This is a genomic window from Microbulbifer maximicatervae (SeqCode) (assembly GCF_052467695.1).
In genome coordinates, this window is record NZ_CP174320.1 from 649,379 (window position 1) to 665,655 (window position 16,277).

The 16,277-nt window shown below is 53.0% G+C and carries 12 protein-coding genes; 11 read left to right on the plus strand and 1 reads right to left on the minus strand.

What is annotated here, in order from left to right; genetic code table 11:
- Positions 1 to 704 precede the first annotated feature (704 nt).
- The 6 genes from ACJJI8_RS02810 to ACJJI8_RS02835 all read left to right on the plus strand — a co-directional run bounded on the left by ACJJI8_RS02810 (position 705) and on the right by ACJJI8_RS02835 (position 8,029).
- Complete coding sequence (locus tag ACJJI8_RS02810; protein ID WP_444934200.1) at positions 705 to 2,486, plus strand: trans-sulfuration enzyme family protein; 1,782 nt, start codon at positions 705 to 707, stop codon at positions 2,484 to 2,486.
- 110 nt (positions 2,487 to 2,596) lie between these two features.
- Positions 2,597 to 3,895, plus strand: a complete 1,299-nt coding sequence (locus ACJJI8_RS02815) for a S1C family serine protease (RefSeq protein ID WP_444934201.1) — start codon at positions 2,597 to 2,599, stop codon at positions 3,893 to 3,895.
- On the plus strand, positions 3,886 to 4,926 hold the full coding sequence (locus ACJJI8_RS02820) for an FHA domain-containing protein (RefSeq protein WP_282931212.1): 1,041 nt from the start codon (positions 3,886 to 3,888) through the stop codon (positions 4,924 to 4,926). Before ACJJI8_RS02815 ends, ACJJI8_RS02820 begins: the two co-directional genes overlap by 10 nt.
- A complete protein-coding gene (gene hisC, locus ACJJI8_RS02825; protein WP_444934202.1) occupies positions 4,923 to 5,996 on the plus strand; it encodes a histidinol-phosphate transaminase in 1,074 nt (357 codons plus the stop codon). The genes ACJJI8_RS02820 and hisC overlap by 4 nt, the downstream gene beginning before the upstream one ends.
- A 76-nt stretch (positions 5,997 to 6,072) precedes the next feature.
- A complete protein-coding gene (mepA, locus tag ACJJI8_RS02830; RefSeq protein ID WP_444934203.1) occupies positions 6,073 to 7,014 on the plus strand; it encodes a penicillin-insensitive murein endopeptidase in 942 nt (313 codons plus the stop codon).
- Between the two features lie 4 nt (positions 7,015 to 7,018).
- The gene (locus ACJJI8_RS02835) at positions 7,019 to 8,029 is read left to right on the plus strand and encodes a D-alanine--D-alanine ligase (protein ID WP_413663360.1); all 1,011 of its coding nucleotides are present in this window, start codon (positions 7,019 to 7,021) and stop codon (positions 8,027 to 8,029) included.
- Positions 8,030 to 8,082: 53 nt separating this feature from the next.
- On the opposite strand, the gene ACJJI8_RS02840 is transcribed toward ACJJI8_RS02835, so the two are convergent.
- A complete protein-coding gene (locus ACJJI8_RS02840) occupies positions 8,083 to 8,652 on the minus strand; it encodes an HNH endonuclease (RefSeq protein ID WP_282931208.1) in 570 nt (189 codons plus the stop codon).
- 786 nt (positions 8,653 to 9,438) lie between these two features.
- Here ACJJI8_RS02840 and ACJJI8_RS02845 point away from each other — a divergent pair.
- The 5 genes from ACJJI8_RS02845 (at position 9,439) to ACJJI8_RS02865 (ending at position 16,203) form a co-directional block, all read left to right on the plus strand.
- Entirely contained in the window at positions 9,439 to 10,926 is a 1,488-nt protein-coding gene (locus ACJJI8_RS02845; RefSeq protein ID WP_444934204.1) for a PQQ-dependent sugar dehydrogenase, read from the plus strand.
- A 50-nt stretch (positions 10,927 to 10,976) separates the two neighbouring features.
- Positions 10,977 to 11,291 (plus strand): exodeoxyribonuclease VII small subunit, encoded by a 315-nt coding sequence (locus tag ACJJI8_RS02850; protein ID WP_444934205.1) that lies wholly within the window; start codon positions 10,977 to 10,979, stop codon positions 11,289 to 11,291.
- Positions 11,292 to 11,306: 15 nt separating this feature from the next.
- Positions 11,307 to 12,200, plus strand: a complete 894-nt coding sequence (locus ACJJI8_RS02855; RefSeq protein WP_444935137.1) for a polyprenyl synthetase family protein — start codon at positions 11,307 to 11,309, stop codon at positions 12,198 to 12,200.
- Positions 12,201 to 12,295: 95 nt separating this feature from the next.
- Complete coding sequence (gene dxs, locus ACJJI8_RS02860) at positions 12,296 to 14,212, plus strand: 1-deoxy-D-xylulose-5-phosphate synthase (RefSeq protein ID WP_444934206.1); 1,917 nt, start codon at positions 12,296 to 12,298, stop codon at positions 14,210 to 14,212.
- A gap of 140 nt (positions 14,213 to 14,352) precedes the next feature.
- On the plus strand, positions 14,353 to 16,203 hold the full coding sequence (locus ACJJI8_RS02865; RefSeq protein WP_444934207.1) for a DUF885 domain-containing protein: 1,851 nt from the start codon (positions 14,353 to 14,355) through the stop codon (positions 16,201 to 16,203).
- Positions 16,204 to 16,277 lie beyond the last annotated feature (74 nt).

Consider the following 16,277-nt stretch of genomic DNA (forward strand, 5'->3'; position numbering starts at 1 on the left):
TTTAATCAGCGCTCAACTTAAGAAGAACCGAGACGCAAGGATTATTCCTTTTCCACTATTGCGACACCGAGACCAAAATCAGGCCATATTTTTTAAAATAAATATAAAACTGTTCTTGGAACTTGTTGAAATCAATCGATGATCCCATTCGCCAATTTAATCTAATTTGAATTGCGTCACAGAACTTTATTGGGTGCTACACGGCAGGCTTGAAGACTGGAAAATATTGTATGGGTAATAGCTCTCAAAATGGAGTCCAAATTAAAAAAAGCCGGCAGTAATAAAACTGCCGGCCCGAAATGATGGTCCCAACCATCGACGGTTACAACAACACTATCAAGAGCAAAATTTGGCATCCATGCCCGGACAAGCTCATCCAAGAGAATCGACTAAGACTCTACACCTGTCGATTCCAGCTTGACCGTTCAGCTTGCGCTGAATCCCTTTATTTCATCGCACCACCTAAGGCTACGAGGAAATTAAATCCTGTTTAAATGTTGTGGGGGCTGCCTTTCCATGGCCGGCAACCATTAACACAGCCACCTACCCCCTCAACTGGAAGCTACTGTACAGATTTCCAAATTACAGATCGATCACGCCAAAACACAGCAAATTACATACTAATTGCCCGCCAAGTGTTTTATGCGCCGCACAGGACTGTTAGAGTCGCCATATAACAAAAAGCATCACGTAGTGAGGACACAATGGAAGCGAACCTAGAAGATGTAAAAATTCTCTCTCCCCGCCGCAACAGCACCGAGGCAAAAAATATTGATGAGCTGGCAAAAGAGCAATTGCAGCACTTTTGCATTGATAGTGAATCAGAACATGGAAAACTGTTAGAACAGACCGCAACCCTGCTCTACCAGGCACAGGGAAATCTGAGCCAGCTGTGGAGCCAGGTAACGGACACACTCCAGCGCTTGGACAAGTCTGACAAGATTGCCTATTTCAATGCCAAACGCTTTATGAGTTTCCAGCTGGCGAAATTATTGGACACCTTACAAAACCCATTGCGAGCCAGCTTTCAAAGCCTACAGGGGGACGACTTTAATATCACCACACGGGGTGGTTACCCCCTGTTCGATAATATTCCTGCTATTTTTTCTGCAACCCCGGTAATTGCCCGCACGGCAACTTACATTTATGCCTGCACCGAGTGGGTGGACGATGCTTTCCGTGGGCGCGAACCGAGCCACGATATTTATTCACGTTTACTCAACCCCACTTCCATTTCCCTGGCCAATGCTATTGTGGATTTGGAATGCGGGCCTGAAGCCAGTGAGTATATGGCCTGGAATTTTAATTCCGGTATGGCTGCAATCGATGCACTCCTGTCAAATCAATTGCGCCACGGGGATATTTTAATTGTTTCCAGGAATATCTATGGCGGCACTCACCAGCTGTTACAGGATTTCTACGCCCGCAAAGATAAACTGTCTATCAATCTGGCCTGGTTTGATGGCACTACCGGTGAAGAGTTCGAAAAGCTACTGGCTGATACCCAGCATGCATACGCAGACGAAATCAGTGCCGGAGCAAAAATACACGTCTATATTGAGTCTCCATGCAATCCCCACGGGATCATGCTGGATGTACCGGCTATTTGTAAAACCGCTCACCGGGAAAATATCCTGGTAAGCCTGGATGCCACCCTGGCAACCCCTTTCCTATATCAGCCACTGCGCCGCAAAGATAGGGAAGAGAGACCGGATTTTGTTGTTCACTCCTACACCAAGGATATCGGTGGCACCGGTGCCGCCACTGCCGGTGTGGTTATCGGCGAAAACCACCGCATGTTTATCCCTAAAGGCGACAGCGCAAAAGGCCTTAATTGGGATCAGTGCATGTTCTGGGATGTTTATTACATCAAGGGGGCTTTCCTGGATGCAGACAAGGCCTGGGAAGTGCATTGCGGTATGCGCACCCTGGAAATGCGTATGCTCACCAAGTGTATTAATACTTTGAGCCTCAGCCATTTTTTCGCCAGTCACAGCAAGATTCGTGTCAACAGCCATGCAGTGGAAACCCACCCCAATTCCGGGCTGCGAGAATCGCTGATGCGCTACCAGTTCCCCACACCATTATTCAGCATCGACATGGAAGCTGCGCAAATTCCCACCGAAGCCTTTAAAAGTTTCTTTGACGCGCTGGAGCCCGCTTTCGGGCAGATGGTGAGCTTGGGCCAGACAAATACCATGGTGCTCTGCCCTGCCCTGACATCTCACTCAGAGCTATCACCTGAAGCGATGGAAGCGGCGGGTATATTCCCAACCACCATCCGAATTTCTGTTGGGGATGAAAATATGGCGCAGATGGCCGCTCATGTGATCAACTGCGCGCGCCTGCATCTCGATCCAGCTAGCCCTGGTTTTAGCGAGGGCTTTATCGCTCCGGAAGAAGCCGACAAACTCTTCAGCCGCTTTTATCTCGAGTCGCACCAAAAAGTGATAGAGACACAGCCAAAAATTGTGGACTATCTCTAACCATCCAAAACAAACCCATCACTGGTAGATAGCGCCGGTGATGGGCGCTTGTTGCACTATCCTATATCCCGTAGTATCACGCTTCCTGTCCACAATTTAATCAATTCAAAATGCCGAAACTTTCCACGTGGCTCTTCGCCTGGATTCTGTGCTGCTTATCCACTGTTGCAATGGCGCAAGGCTATGAAAAGCTCTACAGTGATTATCGCGGCAGCCTCTATCAAATTCGACTTATCGAAAAATCCTCCAATTCAAAAGCCGGCCTGGGGTCAGGCTTTCAAATCTCCCCCGATGGATTGATCGCCACCAATTACCACGTAGTGGCTCAAGCGGTTAGCGAGCCGGACGAGTACTCCCTGGAATATCTTGCAGTTAATGGCACCCGGGGAAAATTAACTCTACTGGATATTGATGTGGTCAATGACCTGGCGCTGCTGCGCCAGGAGAAGCCGGGAGACGAATACCTGGAGTTGGCGACAGACACCCCCAAAAAAGGGGAAACCATTGTCTCCCTGGGTAACCCATTGGACCTCGGCATGACCTTGATTCCCGGGACCTATAACGGTATTGCCGGCGGTAGCTTCTACGATCGTATTCACTTTGCCGGATCTATTAATCCGGGAATGAGCGGCGGGCCAGCGATCAATACCCAGGGGCAGGTAGTGGGCATTAATGTGGCGACTGCGGGCAACCAGGTTAGCTTCCTGGTACCAGTGGATAAGCTGTCGTCACTTTTAAAACACTACCGCGCTGAAGGCGGCACTCTCAACCTGAAGCAAGTAACTTATCAACAGCTTTTGGATAACCAGCAAAAAATTATCGACTCAATACTTAGGGCCGACTGGCAGCGTCGCGCCCTCGGTGAGGCCCAGGTTGTCGGTGAAATAATTCCAGCCATTAAATGCTGGGGAAACACCCAAGAGAGCGAAACCAATCCGATCAAGCGAATTGATAAAGGCTGCACCGGACAAGATGTTATTTTCCTGTCCGACGACTTCAACACCGGGCGGGTAGAGTACGAATTTTTCTGGCTGCAAGCCGAGGATCTTCTGCCCGCGCGCTTTTATGCCAAGTACGAAGGGCAGATGGACTCCTTTTACCCAGGCAATAGCGCTGGAGAAGAAGATGTAACCAATTTCCGCTGCCAGCAAGGATTTACCTCTCAGGAGCGCGGCAATGAAACCTCGGTATCGAAGCCGGATCGCAATCGCGAGCCCCTGATCGCACGCACCAGCTATTGTGTCAGGCGCTACAAGGACTTCCCAGACCTCTACGATATTTTCTTCCTGAGCCTAAGTGTGGATCAGAAAAATCGCGCACTGGTCAGCCACTTTACCTTGTCCGGCTTTACCCAGGAGTCCGCCGACGCCTTTACCCAGAAGTTTACGAGCGAGATCCAATGGCCCTGATTATTGAAGAACTCAATCGCGCCCACCGGGTGCAGCTGCGCTACCGAATGGACGGGGATAAATTTACCCTGGGCCGCGCTTACGACAACGATGCAATTCTGGAGGACATCCATTCCGATGCCCACCATGCCGAAATCAAGCGGGGAGAGGACGGCCAGTACGTCTTACACGACCTCAATTCGACCAACGGCTGCCAGCTTTTGGGAAACCTGAAAGATAAGTCCGTTAAACCAGATACCATCGCTCAACACAGGATTTCCTCCGGTGACTTGCTGCAGTGTGGGAAGTCACGCTTCCGGGTTTTCCATACGGATGACCCGGTACCTGAAGCTACCCCTCTCCATTCACTGGAAAACCTGTTTTCCAGCTTGTCCCACCCCCTGGGAGCAATACTGCTGCTGTTGTGTTTTGGTTTTGCCAGCGTACTGATGAGCTACCTCGGTTACGCCCGAAACTATCAATGGACTATTGCCGTCAACATTCTTGCCACGGCCATAATTGGCATGGTGATTTACGCCGGAGTCTGGGCGTTTATCGGCAGGGTTGTCAGGCATGAAACGCACTTTTTCACCCATCTATCCATCGCCGCCATAGGTGCACTTACTTACACTTTTTGGGAATGGCTGAGGGGGCTAATCAATTTCAATTTTGCCATCGGCACTACTATTCAGGTCCTGGACTTCCTGGTACTCGCCATCATATTACCGGCAATGCTCTGGTCCGCCTGCTATTTGGCCACCAACCTCGCCAGAGGCTGGCGCTGGACAGTGGCACTGACACTGCCACTGGCATTCCTCGGCCTGGGTTTAGCTGAAAGCGTTAACAACATGGACGAATTCAGCGAGGTTCCGCCGATATCCACAGAGCTGAAATACGATAATATGCTATTCCGCAACCCTGTTCCCATGCAGGAATTTATTGGAAATTCGGCCGATCTGTTTGATATCCCCATCAAGAAAAAAGAAACTAAAGAAGGCGCTGAAGGCTCCTCCAGCGACAATCAAAGTAGTACCGCAGAGGTGGAATCATGAGCAAGATTTATTGGAGCCCAGGGCTCGACCAGCTGGAACCCTATACACCCGGGGAGCAGCCCAAGAGTGAAACCCTGATAAAGCTCAATACCAATGAGAACCCCTACCCTGCCTCCCCCGAAGCTTTAAGGCTCCTGGAGCAGCACGACTTTGCCGATGCATTGCGCCGCTATCCCGACCCGGAGTCCTGTGAATTGCGCCGCGCTATTGCCGATAAGCACAATCTCTCTGCCGAACAAATATTTGTGGGCAATGGCTCCGATGAAGTGCTGGCTCTGAGCTTTTACAGTTTTTTCCGCCGCAGCGAGCCCCTGCTATTTCCGGATATCACCTACAGTTTTTACCCGGTATATTGCCAGCTCTTCAATATCAAAAGCCGCGCTGTTCCCCTGCACGTTGATTTCTCTATCCAGCTTGAGGACTATGCCGCTCCCGCAGCCGGTGTAATTATTCCCAACCCCAATGCACCCACGGGACGGTACCTGCCGCTAGAGCAGATTGAGCAGCTATTGCGCTCACAGCCTGAGAGAGTGGTGGTTATTGATGAGGCCTATATCGATTTTGGCGGACAGAGTGCAGCAACACTCATCGATCGCTACCCCAACCTGTTGGTGATACACACACTGTCAAAGTCCTATGCCCTCGCAGGGCTTCGCCTCGGCTTTGCCATGGGGCAGAAACACCTGATTGAAGGATTGCTGAGAGCCAAGAACTCCTTTAACTCCTACCCCATTGATGCCATTGCCCAGCGTGTGGCCACTGCAGCGATCCGCGATACCGCCTGGCACAGCGACAATTGCGGCAAGGTCATCGCCACCCGCGAGCGCTGTGAGCGGGCGCTTACAGACCTGGGGTTCGAAGTGATTCCCTCCCAAGCCAATTTCCTTCTGGCCAAACCACCGGAACCCGGCGCAGAAGCCCTGTATCTGGCACTGCGGGAGCGTAATATTCTCGTACGTTACTTCAACAAGCCCCGGATCAGTGAGTACTTGCGTATCTCTATTGGCACCGATGAGGAAATGGAGCAGCTGATACGGAACTGCAAAGAGATACTTGCGTCACAGAGCTAGCACTCTGTCTGTCTATACTCGTCGGGCGCCACTTGAGGTGGCCCGACAACTGTGACTTATTGGTATCCAGGGACCTATGCACCCGAAAGCTCAAAATTCAGTATCCACTACCGAGACCGTTAGCCCCTTTAAAGCGGGATTTTTACGGCAACTAACCCACACCCTGATTCTCGCCTCGGCCCTGGCGAGCGGCGCCGCAAGTGCCAACGACTGGGATAAGGTCGAAGGGCCCAGTGCACAGACACCATCGAGTATTGGCACCTACACCAATGGCTGCCTGAGTGGAGGGGAGACCCTGCCATTGAGGGGAGAGGGCTATCAGTTGGTGAGGACTGGCCGCGATCGACATTTTGCCCACCCCCAGACCATTGACTTCCTGAAGGAGTTCTCCCAGAGCGTGGCGCAGAAAGATCTGGGCAGAATCCAGATCGGTGACATGTCTATGGCTCGAGGGGGCCCTTTCGGCAGTGGTGGGCACAACAGCCACCAAACCGGCCTGGACATAGACATCTGGTATTCCCAGGATCGGCGAGCCGCAGAGCGTCCCCTCACCCCGTGGGAGCGTGATAATATTTCTGCTGTTGCCTTGGCTGATGAGCGCAAACACCGCCTAATCCCTGAAAACTGGGACGACCGGGTTCCCAAAATCCTGCGCTTGGCCTCAGAGGACCAGCGGGTCGAACGAATTTTTGTACACCCGACCATCAAGCGCCACCTGTGCGAAATATCCGGCGAAGATAACGAGTGGCTGCGCAAAGTGCGCCCCTGGTGGGGGCACAATTACCATTTTCATGTACGCCTGGCGTGCCCAGAGGGAAGCACCAACTGTAAGCCCCAGGCTCCGGTGAGCACTGCAGCCTGTGGCAGTGACTTGGATTGGTGGTTTAGCGATGACTTCTATGCAATTCTCAATGGCACTAAACCCCAGCCGAAACAGAAAAAGCCGAAACCAAAGACCTTGCCCCAACAGTGCGAACAGGTATTAACCGCACCTTCGGCAGGCACTACGACGGAATAATTTTATGATTAACACCTTGCTTATCTGCGGCGGTGGCGGCAGCGAGCACGACGTATCCCTCAGAACTGCTGATTTTATCGAGGACAAGTTGTCAGCAGCAGAGGACATCGCCCTATTGCGGGTGGAAATGGATAGCAGTGGCTGCCTTACCGACAGCCAGGGCCGGGTTTACCATATCTTTTACGATCGCAAAATTCGCGATGAAGAAGGTAACTCCTGGGATGTGGACTACGTAATTCCTGCAATTCACGGCTACCCGGGAGAGACTGGCGATTTGCAGTCGCAACTGGATATGTTCGGCATCCCCTATTTCGGCTCTGCACCTGAGCCCAGCAAAATCTGCTTTAACAAAATTAAAACCAAGATGTGGCTCAGCGCTCTGGGTATTGAAAACACACCTTACGAGTTTTTGCACAGCACTGAAGTCGAGGAACTACAAAAAGCTCACGATGCCCTGGAGAACTGGGGCGAGGTATTTGTAAAAGCCTCCAATCAGGGATCTTCCGTAGGTTGCTTTAAGGTCCGTGACAAAGAGGAGTTAGAGGCCGCGATCGAGGATGCCTTTAAACTCTCCCCTTATGTGCTGATAGAAAAAGCATTGAAAGCCAGAGAGCTGGAAGTTGCGGTTTACCACTACAACGATGATGTGATCGCAACCCGCCCGGGAGAAGTACGCGCCCCAACGGATACTTTTTACACTTATAAGGAAAAGTATGCCGAGGGCAGCCGCGCGGTCACCTTTATCGAAGCTGCTGATCTTCACGAAGAACAGCTTCAATGGATAGCCGAAGTATCCCTGCGCACTTTTAAGGCCCTAAAGCTGAAGGATTTGTCCCGCATAGACTTTTTCCTGACAGAAACCGGCGAACTCTACCTCAATGAGGTCAATACTTTTCCCGGTATGACCCCAAACTCCATGTTCCCCAAAATGATGGAAAACCACGGGCACAATTTCACCGAATACCTGGCCGGTCTGATCCGCTCTGCGGTATCTTCACCTAACGACAAGACATAATTAAAAGGGGCTTATTGGCCCCTTTTCTTTTTTGCTCATTTCGATCCGACGGGCTAGTGCAACAACCACCCCTGTTGACGTCGCCGTGAAAACTGGCCGCGCAGAAACTCCATCTGATCGCCGCGAATCCGCTCACTGTTAATCAGGGCAAGGTATTCAGCTGCATTGGGGCAGAAGGGCAAGGCCAACAGCTCCATGTCGATATTTTCCAATAATTGATTGCCCTTATGCTGGTTACAGCGCCTGCAGGCCGCGACCACATTTTCCCAGGAATCAACTCCGCCTTTGGAAACAGGAATAACATGGTCCCGTGTCAAATCCACACTTTTAAAGAAATTACCGCAATAAAGACAAGTATGGGAATCGCGAAAAAACAGTGCTCGATTTGTTAGAGGTGGGCGCCGGCGCGGACGGGCCATACGTGCACCGCCACAGGCGATAATAGCGGCCAGATCGAGGCTGGAACGATCGCCATTGCGATTAAAGCCTCCTCTCACCCGCTGGACAACACCTCCCAGCGACCATGTAACCAGCTCCCGCACGTACAAACAGGATGCCTCTTGCCAACTCAGCCACTCCAGCGGTTGTCCCGCCAGATTTAAACGCAATATTCTCGCGTGCATAACCTCGCCTCCCCAAAGTCGAATAGAACAAGGCAGCCCCGGAACTGTTTCCGTGTAATCACAACGGTTTTTATAAAGAAGAAAAAAGAAGTTTTGGAGTGACAGATCGAAGGGACTGAATGACGATGACACAGGCTGACGCAATTCGCAGCTTTAGAAAAAACTGCCACTTTCGAAAGTAAAAGCTTGCTTCCAGACAAGATGAAGGAGCCTGAAAGCTTTTTTACCAACGAAAATAAAGATGCCCACAGGCGTAGTTTTGCCTTGGGTAATACGGGCACTTCTGCTGGTAAATTACTGAATGCGCCACCCTCCGCCGGCCCATGGGTAATTTGGCCGGCCTATCAACATTAAAGCGGATAACTATTACAAATTCCAGACATCGACATGCCGCTGATGGAATAACAGCAAATTACAGAAGAAAGGTGTAAATTGTGGAAAGCGTTGCAGGCAGGTTAAAGCAGAATGTAAAACACCGCCCAGGCAATCCGGCCCGGGCGGTGCGTCTCACAGGATGGTGCCCATATCCCTAGGGCGAGCGGCGCAATCCATTTATCCATTGCCGCAGTAGTGCAGTCCCTTTCGCGTCCTTGCAAGTTAATTATGGACATCAAGGGAGAAAAAAGTAGGGGAAATCTGCTGAATTTTGTGTAAGAGATATCTCACAAACTGAGCTACCTGTTACAAAAGGGAGGGGAGACAGGAAATTAATCCCGTGCTAACTATAGGGGTAAATAGATAAGCGCGGCAACTATAAACATCTTTATTTCAAGTTCAATCGATACCATGAAGAAAACGTTGAAATATACGCTAATATTTTTTATCGCCCTCGGCGCGGTGCTTTCTACCGCCTTAGCCACCTTTAAATCCAGCGTCAGTGTGCCTTGGCGCCAGCTGGTCGGTGGTGTCAAAACAACAGAAAAAGAAGTGACAGGCCGGCTGACCGCAGCAGATGGATACTCGGTCCAGTTATTCGCAGGGGATGTTCCCGGCGCACGCTGGCTCACAGTGACCCGCAATGGAGACATCATCGTCTCTCAGCCTAAACATGGCAAAGTTTCACTTTTATTACAAGATAAAGACGGCGACGGCCGCAGTGACGGGCAAAAGACCCTTATTGATAATCTTCAACGGCCCCACGGATTATTGCTACACGACGGTTGGTTATATATTGCCGAAAGTGACGCAGTTGGACGGGTTCCCTTTGATCATTCCGATGGGCGCCTGGCTGGACGCTACCAGAGAATTATTGAAAACCTTGAGGACAATGGACACTGGACAAAAACTATTGATATGAATCCCGATGGATGGCTTTTTCTCAGCAGTGGTTCCAGCTGCAACGTTTGTATTGAAAAAGATCCTCGCCGCGCAACCATCATGAGAATGAAACCAAATGGACATAATTTTGAAATATACGCCACCGGCCTGCGTAATAGTGTAGGGTTCGATTGGTCTCCAAAAGATGGCGGACTTTACGCAACAGATAATGGCCGCGATTGGCTCGGCGACAACCTACCGCCAGATGAGCTCAACCTGATTCGCAAAGACCAATTCTACGGATGGCCCTACGCCTACGGTGACCGGGTTCCCGATCCGGATCTTGGGGTGGATGCAAGCCCTGAAATCCAGCAACAGATTGCTGACTCAATTCCTCCCGTGTACGAATTTCGCGCTCACAACGCACCACTCGGGATTAAATTTTTGCGCAGTGTGGAACAGCCTAAGGATTATCGCCATGCAGCGCTGGTCGCCCTGCACGGCTCGTGGAACCGTAGCGTGAAAGATGGCTATAAAGTTGTCTCCCTACACTGGAGTGACGACGGGAAAATTCAACAGAGGGATTTCCTGTGGGGATTTCTCAGTAATGACCGCCAAACGGTTTACGGCCGCCCTGTCGCCATCGCCGAGGATAAACTGGGCAACATCTATATTTCCGATGACTACGCCGGTGCAGTTTATCGTGTGAGCCAAGGGGCCCCTCGCCAAGCTGTATTGACAACACAGCAGCCACAACTGCAAAAAACAACCACGGCCAACGCACTTTCAATAGATGCCGAGGTGGTGCAACTGGGCGCGCAGCTCTATCGGTCTAACGATTGTGCCCACTGCCATCAGGCCCAGTTTCCCCTGCGCAACCTGTCCGCTAAATACACAGCGCAGACCCTGGCTGACTACTTCGATGCCCCAACACCACCAATGCCTAACTACAACTTTACTGCGGTGCAGAAAAAAGCCCTGGCGCACTATCTTTTATCCCGGGAGTCGAGCCTCTAGGAATTGCACGCCTAAACGACACTGAGAAGAAGCTCCCGGATGAGGGGGCCATGGAATTGACCCCCGCAGCGCCAGCCGCTAAGGTTGCCCCGCAATTAAGAGGCGATGCTATGGCGGCAAAGAAAAAAACAGCAACTTTTGAAGAGAGTCTCGAGGCGTTGGAACAGCTGGTTGAGCGACTCGAAGGCGGAGATCTCCCATTGGAGGAGGCTCTCGCTGATTTCGAAAAGGGAGTGAAACTCACCCGGGAGTGCCAACAGAAGCTCGCCAAAGCCGAGCAGAAAGTGAAGCTGTTAATTGAAGAGAGCGGCAATATCCGCGAGCTCCCCTTTGATGCCGACGACAACTCCGGGGACCCAATTTAAGTGAGTTCCGCAAACCTGCCAGAGGAGCTGAAAGCCTTTCTACAGGCCTCCTCCACACGCGTCGAAAGCCGAATCCAGCAGGCGCTCAACACCCCGATCGACGGCTCAGAAAAGCTGTTCGAAGCAATGCTCTATGCCGCACTGGGCCCCGGCAAACGCCTGCGCCCCGCTCTCGTCTACGCTTGTGCGCAGGTTTTTCGGGGTGTCGATTTTGACCTGGCCTATTGCGATAGCACAGCGGCAGCCCTGGAGTGCATTCACGCCTACTCCCTGGTCCATGACGACCTGCCGGCAATGGATGACGACGACCTTCGTCGAGGTCGCCCCACCTGTCATATCGCCTTTGACGAAGCCACAGCCATTCTCGCCGGCGACGCACTGCAAACCCAGGCTTTCGAGTTGCTTCTCGCAGAACCGCTCGCGCCTCAATTGCAGTTACAGTTAATGCGTGAGCTCGCCACTGCGGCGGGGGCCCGAGGTATGGTCGCCGGCCAGGCTATCGACCTGGACTCCGTTGACCAAACCCTGACCCTGGATCAGCTGGAGCCCATGCACCGCCTGAAGACCGGGGCTCTGATTTGTGCCAGCGCACGTATGGGCGCACTGCTGGGGGGTGCCAGCGAGAGGGAGCTGGAGGTTATTACCGGCTACGCCCAAGCTATTGGCCTGGCATTTCAGGTTCAGGACGATATTCTCGATATCACTGCTGAAACCGCGGTTCTGGGCAAAACCCAGGGCGCCGATGCCCTGCGCAACAAACCCACTTATGTCTCTCTGCTCGGCGTCGACGGCGCCCGGGACAAGCTGGCAAAACTGCACGCCCAGGCCTCCCAGGCACTGCAAAGTCTCGATGGCGATACCCTGCTACTGCAGCAGCTCGCAGACTATATCGTGCAGCGCGGACACTAAGTCACAGCCTTGCCTGTGGGGTTTGGGATGCAATATGCCCGCCACGGGCATACAATCCCCCTCAATATCACCATCTGTTGCAACTGATACATTTGATGCTCGAAGAAATTCCACGCACACGCCCGCAGACACCGCTTCTCGACTCGATCGACGACCCGGCGCAGCTGCGCGCCCTCGATGAACGCCAATTGCCGGAACTCGCCAGCCAATTGCGCGAGTACCTGCTGTATTGTGTCGGCCAGACCGGCGGGCACTTTGGTGCCGGTCTCGGTGTGGTGGAACTGACCATCGCCCTGCATTACATATTCAATACCCCGGAGGACCGGCTGGTTTGGGATGTGGGCCACCAGACCTACCCCCATAAAATCCTCACCGGTCGCCGCGAGCAGATGCTGTCCATGCGCCAGCAAGGGGGCCTGTCCGGCTTCCCCAAACGCAGCGAGAGCCCCTACGATACCTTTGGTGTCGGTCACTCCAGCACTTCGATCAGCGCCGCCCTGGGTATGGCCCTGGGCTCCCCTGACGATCGCAAGGTAGTGGCGGTGATTGGCGATGGCGCCATGACGGCGGGAATGGCTTTCGAAGCCCTGAACCACGCCTCACATACCGGCAAGGACATGTTGGTTGTTCTCAATGACAACAGTATGTCTATCTCAAAAAATGTCGGCGGCCTGGCTACCTATTTCGCCAAAATCCTGGCCAGTAAAACCTACCTGAACATGCGCGAGGGCAGCCGTAAGATACTGTCTGCCATCCCCAAAGCCTGGCAATTGGCGCGACGAACCGAAGAGCACGTCAAAGGCATGATCACGCCGGGCACCCTGTTCGAAGAACTGGGTTTTAACTACGTAGGCCCCCTGGATGGCCACAACATGCACGACCTGGTACACACCCTGCGCAACTTGCGCAGCCAGCCGGGCCCGCAACTCCTGCATATTGCCACCACCAAGGGCAAAGGCTTCGGCCCTGCTGAAGAAGACCCGGTGGGCTACCACGCGCTGAACAAGCTGGAGCCGGAAGCCAAGGTGCAAGTGGCCGTACCCGGCAAGAAGAAACTGCCCAAGTACCAGGATATTTTTGGCCAGTGGCTGTGCGATGCCGCAGAACAGGACGAGCGCCTGGTCGCTATTACCCCGGCCATGTGTGAGGGCTCCGGTATGGTGGAGTTCTCCAAGCGCTTCCCGGACCGCTTCCACGACGTAGCCATTGCCGAACAGCACGCCGTCACTCTCGCTGCGGGCCTCGCCTGTGAAGACCAGAAGCCGGTAGTTGCTATTTATTCGACATTTTTACAGCGCGGCTACGACCAAATGGTGCACGATGTGGCAATCCAAAACCTGGATGTCACTTTCGCCATCGACCGCGCCGGCCTGGTGGGCGAAGACGGCCCCACGCACGCGGGTAGTTTTGACCTCACATTTATGCGCTGCCTGCCCTACCTGGCTATCGCCGCGCCCAGTGACGAAAACGAATGCCGCCAGCTGCTCTATACCGCCTACAAACACAACGGCCCCACTGCTGTGCGCTATCCGCGCGGAACCGGTATGGGTACCGCCATCAACAAGGAAATGACAGAGCTACCGATCGGCAGGGGGCGCCTGTTGCGCCAGGGCAGTGGTGTAGCCATCCTCAGCTTCGGAACCTTACTCGGCCCCGCTATGGCCGCGGCAGAGCAGCTGGGGGCCTCCGTAGCCGATATGCGCTGGGTAAAACCCCTGGACGAGACACTGATCGATGAACTTGCCGAGAGTCACCAACTCTTAGTTACCATCGAAGAGAACACCATTGCTGGTGGTGCTGGCAGTGCCGTACTCGAATACCTCAATAGCACTGCGCGGTCGGTACCGGTGCTGCAACTGGGGCTACCAGATCAAATTATTGAGCACGGCAAGCACAAAGACCTGCTGGCGGCCATCGGCCTCAATGCCTCCGGTATTGAGGAACAAATTCGCAGGCGCTTGCAACTGATCAATCACCAGGAGTTTGGCAGTCGCACAGCGGCAGCCAACTGACCCAGCCCGCCTTTGGCAGCCAGCTAATGCGGCTGGCTGCTCTTCGAATGCCCGGCAATAAATTGCCGGCAGTGGTAACAAACCACCCATTGACTAAATCCGGCCACTATTTGGGCCACACTTTTTCACTTGAGGGGATTATGTCGTTTATCAGAAAAGCCCTATTTACATCCCTGGGACTTGTTGTAAGCCTCAATGCCTCAGCGATGGACCAGGACACCTTCCGAAAAGCTTACAAATCCCTTCCTGAGCGCAGCGCCTCCGAGCGACTCACCGCCCTGCAGGATTTGCGCTATCGCTGGATCATGGAGAGTTATCCCAGCCAGGCAACCTACGAGGGCTATCCCGGGCAAAATCATCGCTGGGTGGATAACTCTCTTAAGTCTGTGGAACTGCGTCAAAAGCAGACCAGAATCCTTTTAGGGGCTGCACGTAATATCGATCAAAGCGATCTGCCAGCCGAACAACAATTGGATTACCAGCTGCTCTACCAGGACTTGTTGGGAGAAGTGAAAGGCTTCCAGTTCCCGGACCACCTGCAACCGCTTACCCATATGAGCGGCATCCAACGCAGTATACCGGAAGTAATCAACAGCATGCCCAAGCGCACTGCAACCGATTATGAGACGATAATCAGCCGTCTGGAAAGGTTGCCAATCCTGATTGAACAAACCCAGGGGCTGATGCGCCGGGGTCTGCGCAAAGGAGTCACGCCACCACAAATCACCCTGCGCGACCTACCGCGTCAAATACGCGCACTGGTACCTGCCGCGCCGGAGCACAGCCCATTGCTGACAGCATTTAATCAAATGCCTGAGGCCATTCCAGCAACTAAGCGGAAAAGCCTGCAGCAACGCGCCTATGCCATTTACAGCAAACAACTGGTACCGGCCTGGCAGGGTATGGCTGAATTTGTTGAGCGCAAATATATTCCCGAGGCCCAGATAGATACCGCTTTAACCAGCCGCCCTGATGGTCTGCGCTGGTACGCCCATAAAGTGGAAGAGAATACCACCACCGACCTCAGCCCCGAGGAGATCCACCGCATTGGGCTTGCGGAAGTGAAGCGAATTCGCGGGGAGATGGATAGAGTTATCCAGAAGACAGGCTTCCAGGGAGACTTCAAAGCATTCACCGAGTTTCTGCGTACCGACCCGCGCTTTTACCACACCAGCCGGGAGGGGTTACTGCGGGATTACCGCGATATTGCCAAGCGCATTGATGCAGAGCTGCCCGCTCTGTTCGGCACCTTGCCACGCCTGCCCTATGGCGTGAAACCTATACCCAGTTATTCAGAACAATCCCAAACCACAGCTTATTATCTGCCCGGCTCCAACGAAGCTGGCCGTGCAGGTATCTTCTTTGCCAATACCTACAACCTGCCCAGCCGCCCAAAATGGGAAATGGAGGCGCTCACAGTGCACGAGGCGATGCCGGGTCACCACCTGCAAATTGCCTTGGCACAAGAGCAAACTGATATTCACCCACTGCGCCGTATGGCTCTCTATACCGCATTTGTAGAGGGTTGGGGCCTTTACTCCGAAAGTCTCGGTTACGACCTGGGCCTGTATAAAAACCCCTACAGCGAATTCGGTGCACTCTCTTACGATATGTGGCGTGCAGTGCGTTTGGTTGTGGACACCGGTATGCATCAGCTGGGCTGGAGCCGCGAGGAAGCGATCGAATACTTTATGGAAAACAGCGCCAAACCGCTCCACGATGTAACCGTCGAGATAGACCGCTACTTAATTTGGCCCGGCCAGGCCCTGGCCTACAAGCTAGGGCAGCTCAAAATTAAAGAGCTGCGCAAAGAGGCGGAGGAAACCCTGGATAGCAATTTCGACATTCGCAGTTTCCATGACGCTCTGTTGGGATCTGGAGCACTGCCACTGAATATTCTTGAAGAGCGCATGGACAACTGGCTGGAAAGCCAGGCCTCTGTATCTGTTCACATCGACATGCAGCAAGCTGAACAACCCGCCACCAGCTAACGATTTTTTGCGGCAGGGATTGCCTGCCCGCCTATTTATTCTCAATTTTCACCTACCTTTTGCAATGGAACACT

What these genes read in the sequence shown, in the direction of transcription:
- ACJJI8_RS02835 (WP_413663360.1), top strand. Translation starts at nt 7,019, where the DNA reads ATGATTAACACCTTGCTTATCTGCGGCGGTGGCGGCAGCGAGCACGAC.
- mepA (WP_444934203.1), top strand. Translation starts at nt 6,073, where the DNA reads ATGCACCCGAAAGCTCAAAATTCAGTATCCACTACCGAGACCGTTAGC.
- ACJJI8_RS02820 (WP_282931212.1), top strand. Translation starts at nt 3,886, where the DNA reads ATGGCCCTGATTATTGAAGAACTCAATCGCGCCCACCGGGTGCAGCTG.
- ACJJI8_RS02815 (WP_444934201.1), top strand. Translation starts at nt 2,597, where the DNA reads ATGCCGAAACTTTCCACGTGGCTCTTCGCCTGGATTCTGTGCTGCTTA.
- hisC (WP_444934202.1), top strand. Translation starts at nt 4,923, where the DNA reads ATGAGCAAGATTTATTGGAGCCCAGGGCTCGACCAGCTGGAACCCTAT.
- dxs (WP_444934206.1), top strand. Translation starts at nt 12,296, where the DNA reads ATGCTCGAAGAAATTCCACGCACACGCCCGCAGACACCGCTTCTCGAC.
- ACJJI8_RS02845 (WP_444934204.1), top strand. Translation starts at nt 9,439, where the DNA reads ATGAAGAAAACGTTGAAATATACGCTAATATTTTTTATCGCCCTCGGC.
- ACJJI8_RS02840 (WP_282931208.1), bottom strand. Translation starts at nt 8,652, where the DNA reads ATGCACGCGAGAATATTGCGTTTAAATCTGGCGGGACAACCGCTGGAG.
- ACJJI8_RS02850 (WP_444934205.1), top strand. Translation starts at nt 10,977, where the DNA reads ATGGAATTGACCCCCGCAGCGCCAGCCGCTAAGGTTGCCCCGCAATTA.
- ACJJI8_RS02810 (WP_444934200.1), top strand. Translation starts at nt 705, where the DNA reads ATGGAAGCGAACCTAGAAGATGTAAAAATTCTCTCTCCCCGCCGCAAC.
- ACJJI8_RS02865 (WP_444934207.1), top strand. Translation starts at nt 14,353, where the DNA reads ATGTCGTTTATCAGAAAAGCCCTATTTACATCCCTGGGACTTGTTGTA.